The sequence below is a fragment of the Pseudomonas sp. NBRC 111139 genome (assembly GCF_001753955.1).
GTDB lineage: Bacteria > Pseudomonadota > Gammaproteobacteria > Pseudomonadales > Pseudomonadaceae > Aquipseudomonas > Aquipseudomonas alloputida.
In genome coordinates this window covers 63,911-85,454 of sequence record NZ_BCBP01000031.1, presented here as the reverse complement: position 1 = coordinate 85,454, position 21,544 = coordinate 63,911, and the positions used below count along the sequence as shown (strand labels likewise).

At 62.3% G+C, this 21,544-nt stretch carries 18 protein-coding genes; 6 read left to right on the top strand and 12 right to left on the bottom strand.

Annotation, left to right across the window (positions count from 1 at the left end; all coding sequences use genetic code 11):
* Nucleotides 1-243: 243 nt before the first annotated feature.
* Genes BJQ17_RS12325 through BJQ17_RS12310 form a run of 4 tightly spaced genes read right to left on the bottom strand, consistent with a single transcriptional unit; the run spans nucleotide 244 to nucleotide 2,851 of the window.
* Nucleotides 244-1,563, bottom strand: a complete 1,320-nt coding sequence (locus BJQ17_RS12325; protein WP_003250347.1) for a sensor histidine kinase — start codon at nucleotides 1,561-1,563, stop codon at nucleotides 244-246.
* Nucleotides 1,560-2,228, bottom strand: a complete 669-nt coding sequence (locus BJQ17_RS12320) for a response regulator transcription factor (protein WP_003250345.1) — start codon at nucleotides 2,226-2,228, stop codon at nucleotides 1,560-1,562. The genes BJQ17_RS12325 and BJQ17_RS12320 overlap by 4 nt, the downstream gene beginning before the upstream one ends.
* Nucleotides 2,229-2,543: a PepSY domain-containing protein gene (locus BJQ17_RS12315; RefSeq protein WP_003250344.1), complete on the bottom strand. Its 315-nt coding sequence runs from the start codon at nucleotides 2,541-2,543 to the stop codon at nucleotides 2,229-2,231.
* The gene (locus tag BJQ17_RS12310; RefSeq protein ID WP_003250340.1) at nucleotides 2,543-2,851 is read right to left on the bottom strand and encodes a PepSY domain-containing protein; all 309 of its coding nucleotides are present in this window, start codon (nucleotides 2,849-2,851) and stop codon (nucleotides 2,543-2,545) included. Before BJQ17_RS12310 ends, BJQ17_RS12315 begins: the two co-directional genes overlap by 1 nt.
* Nucleotides 2,852-3,070: 219 nt before the next feature.
* Between BJQ17_RS12310 and BJQ17_RS12305 the strand changes: the two genes are divergently transcribed.
* On the top strand, nucleotides 3,071-4,150 hold the full coding sequence (locus tag BJQ17_RS12305; protein ID WP_003250336.1) for a patatin-like phospholipase family protein: 1,080 nt from the start codon (nucleotides 3,071-3,073) through the stop codon (nucleotides 4,148-4,150).
* A 305-nt stretch (nucleotides 4,151-4,455) separates the two neighbouring features.
* Here BJQ17_RS12305 and BJQ17_RS12295 read toward each other — a convergent pair whose 3' ends face one another.
* A complete protein-coding gene (locus tag BJQ17_RS12295; RefSeq protein WP_003250333.1) occupies nucleotides 4,456-5,187 on the bottom strand; it encodes a zeta toxin family protein in 732 nt (243 codons plus the stop codon).
* A gap of 446 nt (nucleotides 5,188-5,633) precedes the next feature.
* Between BJQ17_RS12295 and queD the strand changes: the two genes are divergently transcribed.
* Nucleotides 5,634-5,990: a 6-carboxytetrahydropterin synthase QueD gene (gene queD / locus BJQ17_RS12285; protein WP_003250327.1), complete on the top strand. Its 357-nt coding sequence runs from the start codon at nucleotides 5,634-5,636 to the stop codon at nucleotides 5,988-5,990.
* Between the two features lie 10 nt (nucleotides 5,991-6,000).
* Here queD and BJQ17_RS12280 read toward each other — a convergent pair whose 3' ends face one another.
* Nucleotides 6,001-6,483, bottom strand: coding sequence for a DUF1289 domain-containing protein (locus BJQ17_RS12280; RefSeq protein WP_003250325.1), 483 nt, complete (start codon nucleotides 6,481-6,483; stop codon nucleotides 6,001-6,003).
* A 405-nt stretch (nucleotides 6,484-6,888) separates the two neighbouring features.
* On the opposite strand from BJQ17_RS12280, the gene acnB reads away from it, so the two are divergent.
* Nucleotides 6,889-9,498, top strand: coding sequence for a bifunctional aconitate hydratase 2/2-methylisocitrate dehydratase (gene acnB, locus BJQ17_RS12275; protein ID WP_070096126.1), 2,610 nt, complete (start codon nucleotides 6,889-6,891; stop codon nucleotides 9,496-9,498).
* A gap of 103 nt (nucleotides 9,499-9,601) precedes the next feature.
* On the opposite strand, the gene prpD is transcribed toward acnB, so the two are convergent.
* From prpD to BJQ17_RS12245, 6 genes are all read right to left on the bottom strand, one after another.
* On the bottom strand, nucleotides 9,602-11,086 hold the full coding sequence (prpD, locus tag BJQ17_RS12270) for a 2-methylcitrate dehydratase (protein ID WP_047604059.1): 1,485 nt from the start codon (nucleotides 11,084-11,086) through the stop codon (nucleotides 9,602-9,604).
* A gap of 171 nt (nucleotides 11,087-11,257) precedes the next feature.
* Nucleotides 11,258-12,448, bottom strand: coding sequence for a 2-methylaconitate cis-trans isomerase PrpF (gene prpF / locus BJQ17_RS12265; protein WP_070096125.1), 1,191 nt, complete (start codon nucleotides 12,446-12,448; stop codon nucleotides 11,258-11,260).
* Nucleotides 12,449-12,599: 151 nt separating this feature from the next.
* On the bottom strand, nucleotides 12,600-15,188 hold the full coding sequence (gene acnD / locus BJQ17_RS12260) for a Fe/S-dependent 2-methylisocitrate dehydratase AcnD (protein ID WP_070096124.1): 2,589 nt from the start codon (nucleotides 15,186-15,188) through the stop codon (nucleotides 12,600-12,602).
* A gap of 160 nt (nucleotides 15,189-15,348) precedes the next feature.
* The gene (gene prpC / locus BJQ17_RS12255; RefSeq protein ID WP_070096123.1) at nucleotides 15,349-16,476 is read right to left on the bottom strand and encodes a 2-methylcitrate synthase; all 1,128 of its coding nucleotides are present in this window, start codon (nucleotides 16,474-16,476) and stop codon (nucleotides 15,349-15,351) included.
* A gap of 60 nt (nucleotides 16,477-16,536) precedes the next feature.
* Nucleotides 16,537-17,427: a methylisocitrate lyase gene (gene prpB / locus BJQ17_RS12250; protein ID WP_003250310.1), complete on the bottom strand. Its 891-nt coding sequence runs from the start codon at nucleotides 17,425-17,427 to the stop codon at nucleotides 16,537-16,539.
* Nucleotides 17,424-18,140, bottom strand: coding sequence for a GntR family transcriptional regulator (locus tag BJQ17_RS12245; RefSeq protein WP_003250308.1), 717 nt, complete (start codon nucleotides 18,138-18,140; stop codon nucleotides 17,424-17,426). Before BJQ17_RS12245 ends, prpB begins: the two co-directional genes overlap by 4 nt.
* Nucleotides 18,141-18,446: 306 nt before the next feature.
* Here BJQ17_RS12245 and BJQ17_RS12240 point away from each other — a divergent pair, with 306 nt between their 5' ends.
* The 3 genes from BJQ17_RS12240 to BJQ17_RS12230 are packed head-to-tail and all read left to right on the top strand — an operon-like array spanning nucleotide 18,447 to nucleotide 21,504.
* Nucleotides 18,447-18,983, top strand: coding sequence for an ATP-dependent zinc protease (locus BJQ17_RS12240; protein ID WP_010953297.1), 537 nt, complete (start codon nucleotides 18,447-18,449; stop codon nucleotides 18,981-18,983).
* 5 nt (nucleotides 18,984-18,988) lie between these two features.
* A complete protein-coding gene (locus BJQ17_RS12235) occupies nucleotides 18,989-20,524 on the top strand; it encodes an inactive transglutaminase family protein (RefSeq protein ID WP_003250305.1) in 1,536 nt (511 codons plus the stop codon).
* Complete coding sequence (locus BJQ17_RS12230; protein ID WP_003250303.1) at nucleotides 20,524-21,504, top strand: alpha-L-glutamate ligase-like protein; 981 nt, start codon at nucleotides 20,524-20,526, stop codon at nucleotides 21,502-21,504. Before BJQ17_RS12235 ends, BJQ17_RS12230 begins: the two co-directional genes overlap by 1 nt.
* The last annotated feature ends 40 nt before the right edge of the window (nucleotides 21,505-21,544 follow it).

Here is a 21,544-nt window from a genome sequence, read left to right as displayed (position 1 = left end):
TGCAATACCACAAGGGGCTCCGTCCGTGGAGAGATGGAAACCGCAGGGTTTCGTGGGGCGATTTTGCCGGGTGGGGGGAATTTGGGCTAATTCAAAAAACTGCGGCTGTACTGCAATTTTTTTGCAGTACTGATAGGGCCAAAGGGGCGCTGCGCGCCCTTTCGCGACACAAGGCCCCCAGGGGATTGCGTACACCTGTGGGAGCGGCCTTGTGTCGCGATGGGCCGCACAGCGGCCCCGGCATTAACGAGCCTTGCGCGGCAGGTCGATGCTCACCCGCAGGCCGCCCAGCGGGCTCTCCAGCAAGGCCAGGCGGCCGCCCCAGGCATCAACGATATCGCGCACGATGCCCAACCCCAGCCCATGCCCAGCCACCTGTTCGTCCAGCCGCGAACCACGCTCCAGCACCTGCTGCCGCTGGTCTTGCGCAATACCCGGGCCATCGTCATCAACCCACAGCTGGTAGCCCTCGGCGTTCGGCGCGATACCCACGCGCACTTCGCTGTCTGCCCACTTGCAGGCGTTGTCCAGCAGATTACCCAACAGTTCCAGAACGTCCTCGCGGTCCCAGGGCAACAACAGCCCGGGCGACACATCACTTGCCAGCAGCAGGCCCTCGCCATGAATCATGCCCAAGGTCCCGAGCAACCCCGGCAGTTCGGCATCACAATCGAACTGCGCGCCCGGCAGCGCATCCCCTGCCAGGCGTGCACGGTTCAGCTCGCGCGCCAGGCGCTCCTGAATCTGCTGCAACTGCTCGCGCATTTGCGCGCGCACCTCCGGCAGACCCTGCAAGCGTTCACTGGAGGCCAGGCTCAGCAGCACCGCCAGCGGCGTCTTCAGCGCATGGCCGAGGTTACCGAGGGCATTGCGTGAACGGCGCAGGCTGTCTTCGGTATGGCTAAGCAAATGGTTGATCTGCCCCACCAGCGGTACCAACTCGCTGGGCACCTCGGCATCCAGCTGCGAGCGCTGCCCCTGCTGCAGCTGGGCGATCTGCTGGCGCGCCCGCTCCAGCGGCCGCAGCGATCGGGTAACCGTGATGCGCTGCAGCACCAGAATCAGGATCAGCGCCACCAGGCCCATGCCCAGGCCGATCTGCTGCAAGCGCCGAAAACCTTCGCGCACCGGCGAATAGTCCTGAGCCACACTGATCGAAATGTCCTGGCCCAGGCGCCGGTAGTCGGCACGCAGGGCCAGCAGTTGCTGGCCTTCCGGGCCGAGTTCATGGCTATCGGAAAGCCCGGGCGCTGCGGGCTTGGGCATGTCCAGGTCCCACAGCGAACGAGACCTCCAGGTACCCTGGTCGAAATCGATGCGGAAGTAGTAACCGGAAAACGGCCGCTGATAGGCAGCCGAGATGCGCCGCTCATCCAGCTGCAGGCCGGAAGGCCCGCGCACCAATGCCACCAGAAGGTTCTCGCTTTCGTTGCGCAGGCCGTTTTCCAGATAACGTTGCAGGCCGGCCTCGAACAGCCACAAGGTCAGTTGCGCCAGCACCACGCCGACCACCACCAATACCGCCACCAGGCCCAGGCTCAGGCGCGCCTGGATCGACTTCACTCGCCGCTCCCGGCATAGATGTAGCCTTGCCCGCGACGGGTTTCGATCACACTGCGGCCCAGCTTGCGGCGCAAATGGTTGACGTGGACCTCCAGCACGTTCGAGTCGCGCTCGGTTTCACCGTCGTAGAGGTGCTCGGCCAGGTGGCTTTTGGACAGGATCTGCTGCGGGTGCAGCATGAAGTAGCGCAGCAGGCGGAACTCGGCGGCAGTCAGTTGCACGTCCACACCCTCGCGGCTCACGCACTGACGGCTTTCGTCAAGGTGCAGACCGGCCGCTTCCAGCTTCGGCTGATTGGCCAGGCCACGGGCACGGCGCAGCAACGCCTGGATGCGCAGTTGCAGCTCTTCGGGGTGGAAGGGCTTGCTCAGGTAATCGTCAGCCCCGGCCTTCAGCCCTTCGATGCGCTCGGCCCAGGAGCCGCGGGCGGTGAGGATCAATACCGGTGTGGCCAGGCCAGCGGCGCGCCACTGGGCCAGCACGTCCAGGCCAGGCAAGCCAGGCAGGCCGAGGTCCAGGATGATCAGGTCGTAAGGTTCGCTTTGCCCCTGGTAAACCGCGTCACGGCCATCAGCCAGCCAGTCCACGGCATAGCCCTGGCGCTGCAGGCCGGCGGTCAGTTCATCGGCCAACGGTACGTTGTCCTCGACAAGCAACAGGCGCATTCAGTCATCTTCCTCGTCTTTGAGCAGGGCGCCGGTGCTGGCATCGAGCTTGATCTCGCGCACCACACCTTCAGTCGTCAGCAACTCGACTTCATATTCGTAGCGATCATCGTCTTCTTCCAGCTCGGCTTCCAGCAGACGCGCCCCGGGGTGACGCCCCAGGGCGGTCTCGAGCAGTTGTTCGAGCGGCAGGATGATGCCCTTCTGACGGAGCTTCAGGGCTTCATCCTGGTCCAGGTCGCGGGCAACAGCCAAGGAGCAGACGGCAAGCAGCGAGAGCGCCAGGTAACGTGCCGTCCGGGATACATGGATCATCAGTTGTCTCGTGCGTCCTTGAGTACCTCACCGGTCTTGGCATCCATGTCGACGTCCCATTCGACGTTCTGCGTATCACGCAGTTCGACCTTGTAGATGTAGCGGCCGTACTCGTCTTCAAGCTCCGAGTCAGTGACGGTGGCGCCTGGGTGCTTGGCCACGGCAGCGGCCTTGAGTTCGTCCAGCGACTTGATGGTCTTGGCGTTGACCAGTTTGACCACTTCGTCAGGCTGAACGTCCTTGGCGAAGGCGGCATTGGCGCCCAGGGCGAGGGCAGCGGCGGTGATCAGGGCAGTCATGGTTTTCATCGTTCTTCTCTCCTGAGAACTGTGCAAGTTGTCTACGGGGTTAAGATTAACCAGCGGTCCTTAATTCAACCTGAAAACAGCTGGCGGCATGATAGCGCAGTTACGCCGCCAACCCGACTCGGCCCCGTGCAAGGGGCGGCCTTGTGCTGCGAAAGGGCCAATACAGGCACCTACAGGTGTGTTATCTGTAACGGCTGCTTTTCGCCCAAGAGACCCACCATGAGCGCCATCCACATCAAATACCCCGCCCTCACCTTCAAGGCCGGCCAGCGTGCCTTGCGACACATCCGCGAGCGCGGCCTGCAGGCGGCCGATGTCGGGGTATTGCCGGGCGCGGCGGGTGGGCCGAAGCCGCTGGGCATCCAGGGCCTTGACCTGGCGCTGTTCGGCGAGTGGCTACCCTCGGCACCCCGTCAGCGTGCCCTGATCGGTGCTTCGATCGGTGCCTGGCGCTTTGCCAGCGCCTGCCTCGACGACCCGGTCGCCGGCATCCGTCGCCTGGGCGAGCTATACACCGAGCAGGATTTCGCCAAGGGCGTCACCCCGGCCGAAATCAGCCGCAGCTGCCAACGCATGCTCGATGACCTGCTGGAAGGCCGCGACGGCCAGCTGCTGGCCAACCCACACTACCGCCTGAACATTCTGGTGGTGAAAAGCCATGGCCAGCTCGCGCACGACCATCGCGGCCGCCTGGGCCTGGGGCTGGGCTCGGTGGTTGCCAGTAACCTCCTGGGCCGTTCGCGCCTGGCCCGCCACTTCGAGCGCATCATTCTGCACGATGGGCGCGCCGCGCCTCCGCTCGACACGCTGACCGACTTCCCCTCACGCTACCTGCCGCTGGACTTGACCAACCTGCGCCACGCCCTGCTCGCTTCCGGGTCGATACCGATGGTCATGCAGGGCGTGAAAGACATCCCCGGTGCCGGCGCCGGAACCTACCGCGACGGCGGCCTGCTCGACTATCACCTCGACCTGCCCTACCGCGGCGACGACCTGGTGCTGTACCCGCACTTCACCGACAAGGTCGTACCCGGCTGGTTCGACAAGGCCCTGCCCTGGCGCAAGGGCGATGCCACCCGCCTGCAAAACGTGCTGCTGATGACGCCTTCGCCGCAATACCTGGCCGCCCTGCCCTACGGCAAACTGCCCGACCGCAACGACTTCAAGCGCTTCATGGGCGATGCGCCAGGGCGCAAGCGCTATTGGTACAAGGCCATTGCCGAAAGCCAGCGCCTGGGTGATGAACTGCTGGAACTGACCGCCACCGGGCGGCTGCATGAACGCCTGCAAGACTTGTAGCGCCATGTCACAAGCCTATCGTTGATTGGAAAGCTTGCAGCACGGCAGACCGCGCAGATGTAAAAAGCCCAGCACGGGGCTGGGCTTGGGATTACTAGGCGGAGTGAACGCTCAAATTTTGCATTTGGCCATACTGAATTCCCCAGACTTTGCTGAGCGAATCACATCCTTCTGCTCGTCGATGGCAGCCGTTGCAGCCATTCGATACACAGATCGCCTCTCCTCCACGGACCCGTGGCGGAAAAACTCAGACATAGTCGATGCCTCGTGGGGCTTAGTCGACACGCCTGCTACCTTTTCGCCTTTCATTGGGACTCTCCGTTCAAAACACGCTCAAGCTCATGGTGATCATAGGGCTGGTTGACAAATGCGTCAATTTCGTCAGCTGAAAGGTCGATACCAATGTCACTGTTGCTGCCATCGTTATCCTTGATGATCACATCTACCTGCAGCCTGGCATCAAATTCACGTTTCAGTGCACATACCGACACCTTGGCCGCGTAAAACTGTCTTACAAATTCCGAGCACGGGATGTTCCTCCCGTCCTTCTTCTCTCTCGCTAGAACAAACTCCCAAGCCAGCTCAGGTCGCTGGTACACGTAGATAACCTGGGCCGACCTGTTCACTTTTTCAAGCGCGCGAGCGATGTTTCTTCTTCCGACATCAAGGTTGGCGAGGGTGCCATCCAAGAGAAAAGACTGCCGCTGCTTGTACACCAGATCCAGGGTTCTCTCCACAAACGTGGTTACCCCACGCTGGAAAAGGCTGGAATTTTTCCCGTTGTAGTCGGGAAAATACTCCCTGAAATCGTCAGGATCGATACGTAGCGCACTAGATCCTGTGGACTGCATGTGACCTATAAAAGCTCTTGAAACCTCGGTTTTCCCAGCGCCAGGAGATCCTGCCATAAAAACTGACACCGGGTATTCATCCGCCGGATAGGTTTCAATGCAAGTGAGTTCACGAGCGATGCGTGTACGATTCTCTTTTGCGAACTGCAGAGCGCGGCTAGAAATTTCCTGCTCTTCTTGGGTCATCTCTCAGTCCTTTTGACGATCAGGGAAATGTACCACTGCAGCATTATTCTCCGCACCCAGGAGAGGCGGGACGAGCAGACGAATCGAATCTGTACCCGCAGCTATCACCGCCAACGTCTCGTTCTTCATGGCACGCAAGTCCAGCCTGCAGCTGTACCTGGCCGGCAGTGAACCGCTCAAGGCCTGACCGCCCATATAAGAGAAGCCCATGCGACATGCAGAACACCTCGACCGCTTCCTGCGCCTCGACATGTTGCTGCACTTGACGAGGGTAGACCGGGACACCGCCTATCGCGGAATCCGTGAGGGCACGTTTACAAAACAGGTTAAGATACGCGCAATTCGGTTGCCTGGCGCCAGCGACGACCAATCAGTACATTGAGCAGTCCACTGAAACACCAGTTTCTGCCCAAGCCCTTATCCCACCAGCTTATACAGGTCCACCAGTGGAAATTTTCAAGGAATTCACATTCGAATCGGCCCACCGCCTGCCCCACGTCCCTGAAGGGCACAAATGCGGCCGTTTGCATGGCCACTCGTTCAAGGTCGGCCTGCACCTGACCGGCCCGCTCGACCCGCACACGGGCTGGATCCGCGACTTCGCCGAGGTCAAGGCGATCTTCAAGCCGATCTATGATCAGCTGGACCATAACTACCTGAACGACATCCCCGGCCTGGAGAACCCCACCAGCGAAGTGATCGCCAAGTGGATCTGGGACCAGGTCAAGCCGCTGATGCCGGAGCTGTCCAAGGTTCGCATCCACGAAACCTGCACCAGCGGTTGCGAATACACCGGCGACTGATTCGCCCGGCTCACTGGCCCTGCGCGCTGCCCATGGCATCGCGCAGGAAGCTGGGGGCGATGTAGCGCTGGTAGTGCGCCTCTGAAAGCAGGAAGAACTCGCGATCGATCGCATCGCGCAATTGGGGCAGTTCCCAGTCACGGAACTCCGGCAGCAACACCATGCCATAGGCCTCCAGGTCACGGATCATCCGCGCCCCGCGGGCAATCAGCTGGTAAGCCCAGCAATACACCGACTGCTGCTCGACAAAGCGGATGGAGCGCTGCTCCAGTTGCTGGCGCAGCAGGCCTTTGTCGAACACCTCAAGCTTGGCCATCATCACCTGCACCAGCAGCTGCTCAAGGCGCAACCACACGGCGCGCTTCTGCGTGTCGTCGTAGCCGTTCCAGTTGATCACTTCGTGGTGAAAACGCTTGCAGCCACGGCACACCGTGTCTCCATACACCGTGGAGCACAGGCCGACGCAAGGGGTTTTGATGGACTTGTTGGACATGAAAAACAACAGCTTGGCGATGGAACACAGGCCCATGTTAGCCCTTTGTCTAACCAGGGTCACTCGTTAAAGTCACGAACACCGCCTTACCTTCAGGCTTTTTTTACCGTAGAATCACCCGGCCTTTTCAAAGGCAACAATGTCCGTTGGAAGCTGTTTTCAAAGCGTCACGAGCACAGTTGATCCGGTAGAACGGCGTTGGCCCGGGCCATGCATCCCTCGCATGCCCGCGCCAGCCCTCATCAGTCCCCGTTCTGCAGGCGTAAAACTTTGAAAGCAGCTTCTGTAAGGATTCCTTGCGACCCTGGTTGGGCGGCCCACAAAGCCGCGGCAGCGCATGGGTGCATTGAATGCTGGATAAGCGTCCCGGACCCCCTTTAGGGACCACTGATGAGGGAAATAACTGTGCTTGAAGCCTACCGCAAACACATCGAAGAGCGCGCCGCCCTGGGTATCGTTCCCCAGCCGCTGAACGCCGAACAAACTGCAGGCCTGGTCGAGCTGCTGAAAAACCCGCCGGCCGGCGAAGAAGCCTTCCTCGTAGACCTGATCACCAACCGCGTACCGCCAGGGGTCGACGAAGCTGCCTACGTCAAGGCCGCTTTCCTCTCCGCCGTTGCCAAGGGCGAAACCAAGTCGCCACTGATCGACCGCAAGCACGCCACCGAACTGCTGGGCACCATGCAGGGCGGCTACAACATCGAAACGCTGGTCGCACTGCTGGATGACGCCGAACTGGGCGCCGTCGCGGCCGAACAGCTCAAGCACACCCTGCTGATGTTCGATGCCTTCCACGACGTGGCCGAAAAAGCCAAGGCCGGCAACACGCACGCCAAGGCCGTCCTGGAATCCTGGGCTGCCGGCGAGTGGTTCACCTCGCGCCCGGCCATCGCCGAGAAGTACACCCTGACCGTGTTCAAGGTGCCTGGCGAAACCAACACCGACGACCTGTCGCCTGCCCCGGACGCCTGGTCGCGCCCTGACATTCCGCTGCACGCCCTGGCCATGCTGAAAATGGCCCGCGACGGCATCGAGCCGCAGCAGCCTGGTTCGGTCGGCCCGCTGGCCCAGATCGAAGCCGTCAAGGCCAAGGGCTTCCCGGTTGCCTATGTCGGCGACGTGGTCGGTACCGGTTCCTCGCGTAAATCCGCTACCAACTCGGTACTGTGGTTCTTCGGCGACGACATCCCTTACGTGCCGAACAAGCGCGCCGGTGGCTTCTGCTTCGGCACCAAGATCGCCCCGATCTTCTACAACACCATGGAAGACGCCGGCGCCCTACCGATCGAATTCGACTGCACCAACCTGGGCATGGGCGACGTCATCGACGTTTACCCATACAAAGGTGAAGTACGCCGTCACGACAGCGACGAGCTGGTCACCAACTTCGAGCTGAAAACCGAAGTGCTGCTGGATGAAGTCCGCGCTGGCGGCCGTATCCCGCTGATCGTCGGCCGTGGCCTGACCGAAAAAGCCCGCGCCGAGCTGGGCCTGGGTGCTTCCGACCTGTTCAAGAAACCAGAGCAGCCTGCCGATTCCGGCAAGGGCTTCACCCTGGCGCAGAAAATGGTCGGCCGTGCCTGTGGCCTGCCAGAAGGCCAGGGCGTGCGCCCAGGCGCCTACTGCGAGCCCAAAATGACCACCGTCGGCTCCCAGGACACCACGGGCCCGATGACGCGCGACGAGCTGAAAGACCTGGCATGCCTGGGCTTCTCTGCTGACCTGGTCATGCAGTCGTTCTGCCACACCGCGGCCTATCCGAAGCCGATCGACGTCACCACCCACCACACCCTGCCAGACTTCATCCGCACCCGTGGCGGCGTGTCGCTGCGCCCGGGCGACGGCATCATCCACAGCTGGCTGAACCGCATGCTGATGCCTGACACCGTAGGTACCGGTGGCGACTCGCACACCCGCTTCCCGATCGGCATCTCGTTCCCGGCCGGTTCCGGCCTGGTGGCCTTCGCTGCCGCCACCGGCGTCATGCCACTGGACATGCCAGAATCGATCCTGGTGCGCTTCAAGGGCAAACTGCAGCCAGGCATCACCCTGCGTGACCTGGTTCATGCCATCCCTTACTACGCCATCCAGAAGGGCCTGCTGACCGTCGAGAAGAAAGGCAAGAAAAACGCCTTCTCCGGCCGCATCCTGGAAATCGAAGGCCTGGACGAACTGACCGTCGAGCAAGCCTTCGAGCTGTCCGACGCCTCGGCCGAGCGTTCCGCTGCCGGTTGCACCATCAAGCTGCCGGAAAAGGCCATCGCCGAGTACCTGCAGTCCAACATCACCCTGCTGCGCTGGATGATCGGCGAAGGCTACGGCGATGCCCGCACCCTGGAGCGCCGTGCCCAGGCCATGGAAGCCTGGCTGGCCAAGCCTGAGCTGCTGTCGGCCGACGCCGATGCCGAATACGCCGACATCATCGAAATCGACCTGGCCGACGTCAAAGAGCCTGTGCTCTGCGCGCCGAACGACCCGGACGATGCCCGCCTGCTGTCCTCGGTACAAGGCGAGAAGATCGACGAAGTGTTCATCGGTTCGTGCATGACCAACATCGGTCACTTCCGCGCTGCCGGCAAGCTGCTGGAGAAGGTCAAGGGTGGCATTCCGACCCGTCTGTGGCTGGCTCCGCCAACCAAGATGGACGCTCACCAGCTGACCGAAGAAGGCTACTACGGCATCTACGGCAAGGCCGGTGCACGCATGGAAATGCCAGGCTGCTCGCTGTGCATGGGCAACCAGGCACGTGTGCAGACCGGTTCGACCGTGGTCTCCACCTCGACCCGTAACTTCCCGAACCGTCTGGGCGACGCGACCAACGTGTACCTGGCATCGGCCGAGCTGGCCGCTGTCGCTTCGATCATCGGCAAACTGCCGACCGTCGAAGAGTACATGCAGTACGCGAAAGACATCGACAGCATGGCTGCCGACGTTTACCGCTACCTGAGCTTCGACCAGATTGCCGAGTTCCGCGAAGCGGCAGCCAACGCCAAGATCCCGGTGGTTCAGGCGTAAGCTGAGTTGTAAGGTGTAACAGAAAGCCCCGGCAGCGATGCCGGGGCTTTTTTGTTCGCCCTGTCCCGCCTTCCTGCAGCAGCCTTGGCAGGCCTCACGCTGCTCAGATCACGAACAGATCCACAAACCTGTGCACCGCCATCTGTTCCAGCGTTTGCTGGTCCTTGCACAGTTCGACAATCTGCTGACACCGCTGCCGGGCAAAACGTGTCGCCAGGTTAGCCCTGAACTTGCTCTCCAGCAGTGGTATGCCCTCCCCGCGCCGGCGCCGATGCCCTATCGGGTATTCCACCACCACCTGCTCGGTACTGCTGCCATCCTTGAAGAACACCTGCAGCGCATTGGCGATCGAACGCTTGTCTGGCTCCAGGTACTCACGGCTGAACCGCGGGTCTTCCACCACTTCCATCTTCTCGCGCAAGCGGTCGATGCTCGGGTGGTTGGCATGAAAGGCGTCTTCATATTGCTCAGCTACCAGATGCCCGAAAATCAGCGGCACCGCCACCATGTACTGCAGGCAGTGGTCGCGGTCAGCGGCATTGGCCAGCGGCCCGCTCTTGGAAATGATACGGATTGCCGACTCCTGGGTGGTGATGACGATACGGTCGACTTCGTGCAAGCGGTTACGCACCTTGGGGTGCAGGGTCACCGCCGCCTCGCAGGCCGTCTGGGCGTGGAACTCGGCAGGGAAACTGACCTTGAACAGTACGTTTTCCATCACGTAGCTGCCCAGCGGTTGCGGCAGGCGCAGCTCGTACTGGCCGGCAGGCTTGAGCGCCAGGTCCTTGTTGGTATGGCTGAACGACACATCGTAGAAGCCCCACTGCGGCGCCGTGAGCACACTTGGGACGCCCATCTCGCCGCGCAGGGCGATGTCTGCCAGGCGCACGCCGCGGCTGGAGGCATCGCCTGCAGCCCAGGACTTGCGCGACCCGGCGTTGGGGGCATGGCGGTAGGTGCGCAACGCCTGGCCGTCGACAAAGGCATGGGACAGCGCGCTCAGCATCTGCTCGCGGTTGGCGCCCATCAGCCTCGCGCACACGGCCGTGGAGGCCACCTTGACCAGTATCACATGGTCAAGGCCCACACGGTTGAAGGCGTTTTCCAGCGCGAGCACGCCCTGGATTTCGTGGGCCATGATCATGGCCTGGAGCACATCACGCATCAGCAGCGGCTGCTCGCCTGCGGCCACATGCTTCTGCGACAGGTGATCGGCGACCGCCAGGATGCCACCGAGGTTGTCCGAGGGGTGGGCCCACTCAGCGGCCAGCCAGGTGTCGTTGTAGTCCAGCCAGCGCACCGTACAGCCAATGTCCCATGCGGCCTTGACCGGGTCTAGGCGGTAAGCAGTGCCGGGAACGCGCGCGCCATTGGGCACCACGGTGCCTTCCACCTGGGGGCCAAGAAGCTTGGTGCACTCCGGGAAGCGCAAGGCCAGCAGGCCACAACCGAGGGTGTCCATCAGGCAATTGCGCGCAGTGTCCAGGGCCTCGAGGGATTCGACCCGGTAGCCGAGGGCGTAATCGGCCAAGGTTTGCAGCACCCGGTCGTAGTCCGGGCGGTCGTTGAGGTCTACGTTGGCGCTCATATCCAGCTCCCTTCAGAATTGCCGGGGCTGCTGTGCAGCCCTTCGCGGGCTTGCCCGCTCCCACAGATTGACCACAGCATTCAGAACCAGTGGTTACCCTGTGGGAGCGGGCAAGCCCGCGAAGGGCCGCACAGCGGCCCCAACGAACTAAAGCCGAGCGCCAGTGGTGCGTTAGAAGCTATCGCCAGGCACGCGAACCCAGCCCTCCATCAGCACGCGAGCACTACGGCTCATGATTGCCTTGGTTACCGTCCACTCACCCTCCACCTGGCGCGCCTGGGCCCCAACCCGCAAGGTGCCCGAGGGGTGGCCGAACCGTACGGCACTGCGCTCACCCCCACCAGCAGCAAGGTTGACCAGCGTACCCGGAATGGCCGCTGCGGTGCCGATTGCCACCGCCGCCGTTCCCATCATGGCATGGTGCAGCTTACCCATCGACAACGCCCGCACCAGCAGATCGATGTCGCCCGCCTGCACCGTCTTGCCACTGGACGCAGTGTAGGTGCTCGGCGGCGCGACGAAAGCGACTTTCGGCGTGTGCTGACGCCCGGCAGCCTGGTCGACGTTTTCGATCAGGCCCATGCGCACTGCTCCATAGGCACGAATGGTCTCGAAACGCAGCAGCGCCTGGGGGTCACCGTTGATGGCATCCTGCAGTTCCGTACCGCTATAACCAATGTCGGCGGCATTGAGGAAAATGGTCGGGATGCCGGCATTGATCAACGTCGCCTTCAGGGTGCCCACACCGGGCACCTCCAAGTCATCGACCAGCTTGCCGGTGGGGAACATAGCCCCCCCGGCACCGTCTTCGTCGGCGGCGGGGTCAAGGAACTCCAGTTGCACCTCGGCGGCCGGGAACGTGACCCCGTCCAGCTCGAAGTCGCCGGTTTCCTGCACTTCACCTTCAGTGATCGGGACGCGGGCGATGATGGTCTTGCCGATATTTGCCTGCCAGATACGCACGGTGGCGATACCGTTGCGCGGAATACGCGCCGGGTCGACCAGCCCACTGCTGATGGCAAACGAACCGACCGCAGCGGACAGGTTGCCGCAGTTGCCACTCCAGTCGACGAAGGCCTTGTCGATGCTGACCTGGCCAAACAGGTAGTCGACATCGTGTTCGGGCTTGATGCTTTGCGACAGGATGACGGTCTTGCTGGTACTGGACGTGGCGCCGCCCATGCCGTCGATCTGCTTGCCGTAAGGGTCGGGGCTGCCGATTACCCGCAGCAGCAGTGCGTCGCGAGCGGGGCCTGGAATTTGCGCCTGCTCGGGCAGGTCTTGCAGGCGGAAGAACACGCCTTTGCTGGTGCCGCCGCGGATGTACGTGGCGGGGATTTTGATCTGGGGTACATGTGCCATTTTCTTGGGCATCCTGATAGTCCGGTGAAATACCCTGGGGCTGCCTTGCAGCCCTTTCGCGACACAAGGCCGCTCCCACAGGTACTGCGCCGCCCTTTGTGGGAGCGGCCTTGTGTCGCGAAAGGGCCGCAAAGCGGCCCCCGATTCATGCTCAGGCGGTCGCTTCGAGGAAGTCCTGGGCAAAGCGCTGCAGCACCCCGCCCGCTTCGTAGATCGACACTTCCTCGGCGGTGTCCAGGCGGCAGGTCACCGGTACCTCCAGGCGCTCGCCATTGGCACGGGTAACCACCAGGGTCAGGGTCGCCCGTGGCGTACGCGCACCCAGCACGTCATAGGTTTCGCTGCCATCCAGGCCCAGGGTGTTGCGGTCGGTGCCCGGCTTGAACTCCAGCGGCAGCACGCCCATGCCTACCAGGTTGGTGCGGTGAATACGCTCGAAGCCTTCGGCCACGATCGCCTCGACACCCGCCAGGCGCACGCCCTTGGCCGCCCAGTCGCGCGACGAACCCTGGCCGTAGTCGGCACCCGCAACGATGATCAGCGGCTGCTTGCGCTGCATGTAGGTCTCGATCGCCTCCCACATGCGGGTAACCTTGCCTTCCGGCTCGATACGCGCCAGCGAGCCCTGCTTCACGCTGCCATCGTCGTTGCGCACCATTTCGTTGAACAGTTTGGGGTTGGCGAAGGTGGCGCGCTGGGCGGTCAGGTGGTCGCCACGGTGAGTGGCGTAGGAGTTGAAGTCTTCTTCCGGCAGGCCCATTTTCGCCAGGTATTCACCGGCGGCGCTGTCGAGCATGATCGCGTTGGACGGCGACAGGTGGTCGGTGGTGATGTTGTCCGGCAGCACCGCCAGCGGGCGCATGCCGCGCAGGGTGCGCTCGCCGGCCAGGGCACCTTCCCAGTAGGGAGGGCGGCGGATGTAGGTGCTCATCGGGCGCCAATCATACAGCGGCGCAACTTTCGGCCCGCAGTCTTCCTCAATGGCGAACATCGGGATGTAGACCTTGCGGAACTGCTCCGGCTTGACCGCGGCACGCACCACCGCATCGATTTCTTCGTCGCTGGGCCAGATGTCCTTGAGGCGGATTTCCTTGCCGTCGACCACCCCCAGTACATCCTTCTCGATGTCGAAGCGGATGGTACCGGCTATGGCGTAGGCGACCACCAGCGGTGGCGAAGCCAGGAAGGCCTGCTTGGCGTACGGGTGGATACGCCCGTCGAAGTTGCGGTTACCCGACAACACGGCAGTGGCGTACAGGTCGCGGTCGATGATTTCTTGCTGGATCACCGGGTCCAGGGCGCCGGACATACCGTTGCAGGTGGTGCAGGCGAAGGCGACGATGCCAAAGCCAAGCTGCTCCAGCTCCTTCTCCAGCCCTGCCTCCTCCAGGTACAGCTGCACCGCCTTGGAGCCGGGTGCCAACGACGACTTGACCCACGGTTTGCGGGTCAGGCCCAGCTTGTTGGCATTGCGCGCAATCAGGCCTGCGGCAATCACGTTGCGCGGGTTGCTGGTGTTGGTGCAACTGGTGATGGCAGCGATGATCACCGCGCCGTCCGGCATCTGCCCCGGCACTTCTTCCCAGCTGCCGGCGATGCCTTTGGCCGCCAGGTCGCTGGTGGCGACGCGGGCATGCGGGTTGGACGGGCCGGCCATGTTGCGTACCACGCTCGACAGGTCGAAGCTCAGGGTGCGCTCGTAGACGGCGCCGCCCAGGCTGTCAGCCCACAGGCCGGTGGCCTTGGCGTAGGTTTCCACCAGTTTGACCTGCTGCTCTTCACGGCCGGTCAGGCGCAGGTAGTCGATGGTCTGCTGGTCGATGGCGAACATCGCCGCCGTGGCGCCGTATTCCGGGGCCATGTTGGAAATGGTGGCGCGGTCGCCCAAGGTCAGGGCGCGAGCACCCTCGCCATGGAACTCCAGGTAAGCGCCGACCACTTTCTGCTTGCGCAGGAATTCGGTCAAGGCCAGTACCAGGTCGGTGGCGGTGATGTTCGGGGCCAGTTTGCCAGTCAGCTCGACGCCGACGATTTCCGGCAGGCGCATCCAGGAGGCGCGGCCGAGCATCACGTTTTCGGCTTCCAGGCCGCCTACGCCGATGGCGATCACACCCAGTGCATCGACATGCGGCGTGTGGCTGTCGGTGCCGACGCAGGTGTCCGGGTAGGCGACACCGCGGTCGCTGTGGACCACCGGCGACATCTTCTCCAGGTTGATCTGGTGCATGATGCCGTTGCCCGGCTGGATCACGTCGACGTTCTTGAACGCCTTCTTGGTCCAGTTGATGAAGTGGAAGCGGTCTTCGTTGCGGCGGTCTTCGATGGCGCGGTTCTTTTCGAAGGCCTGCGGGTCGAAACCACCGCACTCGACGGCCAGCGAGTGGTCGACGATCAGTTGCACCGGCACCACCGGGTTGACCTGGGCCGGGTCGCCGCCTTTGTCGGCAATGGCGTCACGCAGGCCGGCAAGGTCGACCAGCGCAGTCTGGCCAAGGATGTCATGGCACACCACGCGGGCCGGGAACCACGGGAAGTCGAGGTCGCGCTTGCGCTCGATCAGTTGGCTCAGCGAGGCATCGAGCGTAGCAGGGTCGCAGCGGCGCACCAGGTTCTCGGCGAGCACGCGGGACGTGTATGGCAAGCCGTCGTAGGCGCCGGGCTTGATCGCCTCGACCGCCGCGCGGGCATCGAAGTAGTCCAGGTCGGTGCCTGGCAGGTGCTTGCGGTATGCAGTGTTCATCATGGAATCAGGCTCGGTCACAGGATTCGGAAGGTTCACCGTACCTGTGGAAGCGGGCGTGCCCGCGAATGCGTCAGCAGGTGCACAGTGGTTGCAAGGCCGGCGCATTCGGGGGCACGCCCGCTCCCACAAGGGGAACGGGTTGCCTCTCTATAGCTATTCAGCGCTGCTCGATCGGCACGAACTGGCGCTGTTCGACGCCGACATACTCGGCGCTCGGGCGGATGATGCGGTTGTTGGCGCGCTGCTCGAAGACGTGCGCCGCCCAGCCGGTCAGCCGCGAGCAGACGAAGATCGGGGTGAACAGCTTGGTCGGAATGCCCATGAAGTGATACGCCGAGGCATGGTAGAAGTCGGCGTTGGGGAACAGGCGCTTCTGCTCCCACATGGTCTTGTCGATGGCTTCGGACACCGGGTACAGCACCTTGTCACCCACTTCGTCAGCCAGCTGCTTCGACCAGCCCTTGATCACCTCGTTGCGCGGGTCGGACTCTTTGTAGATGGCATGGCCAAAGCCCATGATCTTGTCTTTGCGCTCGAGCATGCGCAGCAGCTCGGCGGTGGCTTCCTGCGGGCTCTGGAAGCGTTCGATCAGTTCCATCGCAGCCTCGTTGGCACCGCCGTGCAGCGGGCCACGCAGCGAGCCGATGGCTGCGGTAACGCAGGAGTACAGGTCAGACAGGGTCGAGGCGCAAACGCGGGCAGTGAAGGTCGAGGCGTTGAATTCGTGTTCAGCGTAGAGAATCAGCGACACGTTCATGACCTTGACGTGCAGCTCGCTCGGCTTCTTGCCGTGCAGCAGGTGCAGGAAGTGGCCACCCAAGGTGTCTTCATCAGTGGTGCAGTCGATGCGTACGCCATGATGGGTGAAGCGGTACCAGTAGCACATCACGGCCGGGAACAGCGCCAGCAGACGGTCGGTCTTGTCGCGCTGGGCTTCGAAGGTCAGTTCTGGTTCGAGGGTGCCCAGTACCGAGCAACCGGTGCGCATGACGTCCATCGGGTGGGCATCGCGCGGGATGCGCTCAAGCACTTCCTTCAAGGCTTGCGGCAGGTCACGCAGGCCCTTGAGCTTGCGCTTGTAGTCGGCCAGTTCGGCCTGGGTTGGCAGCTCGCCGTACAGCAGCAGGTAGGCGACTTCTTCGAACTCGGTACCGGCCGCCAGGTCACGCACATCATAACCACGGTAGGTCAGCCCGGCACCGGCCTGGCCCACGGTCGACAGTGCAGTCTGGCCGGCCACCTGGCCACGCAGGCCTGCGCCACTGAGTACTTTTGCTTCGGCCATGGTGTTTCTCCTTTCTTGAATTTGTTATGGATGCTTTCTGGCTAATTCGGGCGCTAGCGCTTAGCCCTTCTTCTGGGCAAACAGTGCATCGAGGCTCTGCTCGAAGGCGTGATAACCAATGGCATCGTAAAGCTCCATGCGAGTCTGCATGGTGTCGATCACGTTCTTTTGCGTGCCGTCACGACGCAGTGCGGCATACACGTTCTCGGCCGCCTTGTTCATGGCGCGGAACGCCGACAGCGGGTACAGCACCAACGACACGTCGACCGAGGCCAGCTCTTCGGTTGTGTACAGCGGCGTGGCACCGAACTCGGTGATGTTGGCCAGGATCGGTGCCTTCACCCGATCAGCGAAAGTCTTGTACATCTGCAGTTCGGTGATGGCTTCCGGGAAGATCATGTCGGCGCCCGCTTCGACACACGCCTCGGCACGGTCCAGGGCGGCGTTCAGGCCTTCGACGGCCAGCGCATCGGTACGCGCCATGATCACGAAGCTGTCATCGCTGCGGGCGTCGACGGCAGCTTTGATACGGTCGACCATTTCCTGCTGGCTGACAATTTCCTTGTTGGGGCGGTGGCCACAACGCTTGGCGCCAACCTGGTCCTCGATATGAATGGCGGCAGCGCCGAACTTGCTCATCGAGCGCACGGTACGGGCAACGTTGAAGGCCGAAGCGCCGAAGCCGGTGTCGACATCCACCAGCAGCGGCAGGTCGCACACGTCGGTGATACGACGCACGTCGGTGAGCACGTCGTCCAGGCCAGTGATGCCCAGGTCTGGCAGGCCCAGGGAGCCAGCGGCCACGCCGCCACCTGACAGGTAGATGGCCTTGAAGCCGGCACGCTTGGCCAGCAGGGCATGGTTGGCGTTGATGGCGCCAACTACCTGCAGCGGGTGTTCAGCGGCAACGGCGTCACGGAAACGCTGACCGGGGGTGCTCTTGACTGTCATTTCTCACCTCGTGTGCTGTTGTTGTGGGCGTCCAGGTAGTGACGCTCGATATTGCGCTTGGACGCGCCGATGTGGCGGCGCATCAGGAGTTCGGCCAGTTCGCCGTCACGGTCGGCGATGGCATCAAGAATGCGATGGTGCTCGGCAAAGGCCTGGCGTGGCCGGTTGGGGGTGGCAGAGAACTGGATACGGTACATGCGCACCAGTTGGTACAGCTCGCCGCAGAGCATCTTGACCAGGGTCTGGTTGCCGCTACCCTGAATAATCCGGTAATGGAAGTCGTAGTCACCTTCCTGCTGGTAGTACCCCAGGCCGGCCTGGAACGCGGCATCGCGCTCATGGGTGTCGAGCACCCGGCGCAGTTCGTCGATGTCGGCCTGGCTCATGCGTTCGGCGGCCAGGCGGCAGGCCATGCCTTCCAGCGACTCGCGAATTTCGTACAGCTCGATCAGTTCGGCGTGGTTGAGCGATACCACCCGCGCGCCCACATGCGGCACGCGCACCAGCAGGCGCTGGCCTTCAAGGCGGTGGATAGCTTCGCGTAGCGGCCCGCGGCTGATGCCATAGGTGCGCGCCAACTCCGGCTCGGAAATCTTGCTGCCGGGGGCGATATCACCCTTGACAATGGCCGCCTGGATGCGTCGGAAGACGTTTTCGGAGAGGGTTTCCGTTTCGTCTGTCAGCACCGGGCCGGGGGTGGAAAGGTCCTGCATATTGTCGACACCTTTTAAATCTCTTCGCCAGAAACTAACGAAACGAGCCCTCCAAGTCAAAGACAAAATGAACATTGTCGACAATCGTCTAATCGCGAACTATCACCACTACAACGCTGTCAGATCGCGCACCGCTGGCGTCAAGACGTCGGCGTGATAGAATGCCGCGCCTCCGATGGGGTATGGATAGCCTGTCTGTCATGCATTCGTGCCTGTTGACAGATCAACGAGGAAGCTTGCGCAGTAATTGCCAGTCACCTTGACCTGAACCTTGCCTAGAACCTTGCAATGCACCGCGCCAGGAATATGAGACTTACACCCGTTTTATTGCTGCTATGCCTCACCCTGCTGCCGGCCCTTGGCCAGGCTGCGGGCAAGACCGTGTATGGTCTCAACGAATACGCACATCTGGGCGACCTGGACCTGGAAGTGGCCGCCAAGCTCGACACCGGTGCCAAGACCGCCTCGCTCAGCGCCCGCGACATCAAGCGGTTCAAGCGCAATGGCGAAAGCTGGGTACGCTTCTACCTCGCCATCGATGCGGCCCATTCGCACCCGATCGAACGCCCACTGGCACGCGTCAGCAAGATCAAGCGCCGGGCCGGCGACTATGATGCCGAATCAGGCAAGGCCTACACGGCCCGCCCGGTCATCGAACTCGAAATCTGCATGGGCCAGACCAGGCGCACCATCGAAGTCAACCTCACCGACCGCAGCGCCTTCCAGTTCCCGCTGCTGATCGGTTCCGAGGCGCTCAAGCACTTCGACGCACTGGTTGACCCAAGCCTTAAATATGCGGCCGGCAAACCTGCCTGTGCCACCGACGCTCCCAAAGCAGAGTAATCCCGATGCGCTCTCTCACCCTCCATCTGAAAGTCCTGATCACCGTGCTGGTGCTATTGGGCGTGGCGGTCACGGCTTATCAGATCTTCGTGCTCGGCATCCCGGTGACCGAGGATGAAACCGACGACCTGTGGAACATCGACGCCAAGGTCGAGTTCGTGGCCAGCAGCAAGGACCCGGTCAAGGTGCAGATGTTCGTGCCACCGCTGAACCGCGACTACGTCAGCCTCAACGAGAGCTTCATCTCCAACAACTACGGGGTCAGCATCAACCGCGCCGACGGCAACCGCAAGGTTACCTGGTCGGCACGTCGCGCCAGTGGCAACCAGACCCTCTACTACCGCCTGGTACTGACCAAGCGCTACAGCAACGAGAAGACCAAGATCAAAGGCCCGACCTTCCGTGACAGCCTGGCCGTCGAGGGCCCCGAGAAGATCGCCGCTGAAGCCCTGATGGCCCCTATACGTCAGCACTCGGCCGACGTCGAGACCTTTGTCAGCGAAACCATCAAGCGGGTCAACAACCTCAACGACGACAACGTCAAGCTGCTGCTGGCTGGCGACACTTCGGCGATGAAGAAGGCCCAGGTCATCGACCTGCTGCTGTCGATCGCCCACGTGCCGATGGAAAAGGTGCACACCATCCGCCTGCTGGCCGACACCCCGCAAACCCCGGAGCTGTGGCTGCGCAGCTTCAACGGTGACGACTGGCTGTACTTCAACCCGGACACTGGTGAGCAAGGCCTGCCGAGCGACCGCCTGCTGTGGTGGACCGGTGACGACAACCTGATCACCGTCGATGGCGGCAAGAAGGCCACTGTCACCTTCAGCATGAACAACAGCGAGATGAACGCCATCCGCCTGGCCAAGCTGACCGACGAGAACACCGACGCCGACTTCCTCGAATACTCGCTGTACGGTCTGCCGCTGCAAACCCAGCAAACCTTCATGATCATGGTCATGATCCCGATCGGCGTGTTGGTGATCCTGGTGCTGCGCAACCTGATCGGCATCCAGACCCTGGGCACATTCACCCCGGTGCTGATCGCCCTGGCGTTCCGCGAAACCCAGCTGGGCTTCGGTATTGTGCTGTTCACGGTGATCACGGCCCTGGGCCTGTCGCTGCGCTCGTATCTGGAACACCTCAAGCTGCAGATGCTGCCACGCCTGTCGGTGGTATTGACCTTCGTCGTGGTGCTGATTGCCGCCATCAGCCTGTTCAGCCACAAGCTGGGCCTTGAACGCGGGCTGTCTGTAGCGCTGTTCCCGATGGTGATCCTGACCATGACCATCGAACGCCTGTCGATCACCTGGGAGGAGCGTGGTGGCGGCCATGCCATGAAAGTGGCCATCGGCACCCTGTTCGCCGCCTCCCTGGCACACCTGCTGATGATGGTGCCGGAGCTGGTGTACTTCGTGTTCACCTTCCCGGCGGTGCTGCTGATCCTGGTGGGCTTCATGCTGGCGATGGGCCGCTATCGCGGCTACCGCCTGACCGAACTCGTGCGCTTCAAAGCCTTCCTGAAAAAGGCTGACTCCTGATGTTTGGCCTGATCAAGACGTGGAAAGCCCTGGAGGCCCGGGGCATCATGGGGATCAACCGACGTAACGCAGACTATGTGCTGAAGTACAACAAGCGCAGCCTGTACCCGATCGTCGACGACAAGATCATCACCAAGGAGCGCGCACTGGCGGCCGGCATCCATGTGCCGGAAATGTACGGCATCATCGAGACCGAAAAAGAGATCGATAAGCTCGACCAGATCATCGGCGGTCGCAGCGATTTCGTCATCAAGCCGGCGCAAGGCGCCGGCGGTGACGGCATCCTGGTAATCGCCGACCGCTTCGAGGACCGCTACCGCACAGTGTCGGGCAAGATCATCAGCCACGAGGAAATCGAGCACCAGATTTCCAGCATCCTCACCGGGCTGTACTCCCTCGGCGGGCACCGCGATCGCGCGCTGATTGAGTACCGCGTGACCCCGGACCAGATTTTCAAGAGCATCAGTTACGAAGGTGTACCGGACATCCGCATCATCGTCCTCATGGGCTACCCGGTGATGGCCATGCTGCGCCTGCCGACTCGCCAGTCTGGCGGCAAGGCCAACCTGCACCAGGGCGCCATCGGTGTGGGTGTCGACCTGGCCACCGGCGTGACCCTGCGCGGCACCTGGCTGAACAACATCATCAGCAAGCACCCGGACACCACCAACGCGGTGGACGGCGTGCAACTGCCGAACTGGGACGGCTTCATGAAGCTGGCCGCTGGCTGCTATGAACTGTGCGGCCTGGGCTATATCGGCGTGGACATGGTGCTTGACCAGGACAAGGGCCCGCTGATTCTGGAGCTCAACGCCCGCCCGGGGCTGAACATCCAGATTGCCAACGACTGCGGCCTGACTCAGCGCACCCATGCCATCGAGGCGCACATCGAAGCACTGGCCAAGGAGGGTGTGACCGAAGACGCCGAGCAGCGGGTACGGGTCGCGCAGGGTCTGTTCGGGCATGTGCCTAACCGCTGAAATACAAGGGCTGCCTTGCAGCCCATTCGCAGCACAAGGT

Bases quoted from the DNA above. Each gene is read 5' to 3' on its own strand.
- BJQ17_RS12235 (WP_003250305.1), top strand. From the start codon at position 18,989: ATGCGCTCTCTCACCCTCCATCTGAAAGTCCTGATCACCGTGCTGGTG.
- prpD (WP_047604059.1), bottom strand. From the start codon at position 11,086: ATGAGCGCCAACGTAGACCTCAACGACCGCCCGGACTACGACCGGGTG.
- acnD (WP_070096124.1), bottom strand. From the start codon at position 15,188: ATGAACACTGCATACCGCAAGCACCTGCCAGGCACCGACCTGGACTAC.
- BJQ17_RS12320 (WP_003250345.1), bottom strand. From the start codon at position 2,228: ATGCGCCTGTTGCTTGTCGAGGACAACGTACCGTTGGCCGATGAACTG.
- BJQ17_RS12280 (WP_003250325.1), bottom strand. From the start codon at position 6,483: ATGTCCAACAAGTCCATCAAAACCCCTTGCGTCGGCCTGTGCTCCACG.
- prpF (WP_070096125.1), bottom strand. From the start codon at position 12,448: ATGGCACATGTACCCCAGATCAAAATCCCCGCCACGTACATCCGCGGC.
- BJQ17_RS12295 (WP_003250333.1), bottom strand. From the start codon at position 5,187: ATGACCCAAGAAGAGCAGGAAATTTCTAGCCGCGCTCTGCAGTTCGCA.
- BJQ17_RS12240 (WP_010953297.1), top strand. From the start codon at position 18,447: ATGAGACTTACACCCGTTTTATTGCTGCTATGCCTCACCCTGCTGCCG.
- prpB (WP_003250310.1), bottom strand. From the start codon at position 17,427: ATGACAGTCAAGAGCACCCCCGGTCAGCGTTTCCGTGACGCCGTTGCC.
- prpC (WP_070096123.1), bottom strand. From the start codon at position 16,476: ATGGCCGAAGCAAAAGTACTCAGTGGCGCAGGCCTGCGTGGCCAGGTG.
- BJQ17_RS12245 (WP_003250308.1), bottom strand. From the start codon at position 18,140: ATGCAGGACCTTTCCACCCCCGGCCCGGTGCTGACAGACGAAACGGAA.
- BJQ17_RS12315 (WP_003250344.1), bottom strand. From the start codon at position 2,543: ATGATCCATGTATCCCGGACGGCACGTTACCTGGCGCTCTCGCTGCTT.
- BJQ17_RS12305 (WP_003250336.1), top strand. From the start codon at position 3,071: ATGAGCGCCATCCACATCAAATACCCCGCCCTCACCTTCAAGGCCGGC.
- BJQ17_RS12230 (WP_003250303.1), top strand. From the start codon at position 20,524: ATGTTTGGCCTGATCAAGACGTGGAAAGCCCTGGAGGCCCGGGGCATC.
- BJQ17_RS12310 (WP_003250340.1), bottom strand. From the start codon at position 2,851: ATGAAAACCATGACTGCCCTGATCACCGCCGCTGCCCTCGCCCTGGGC.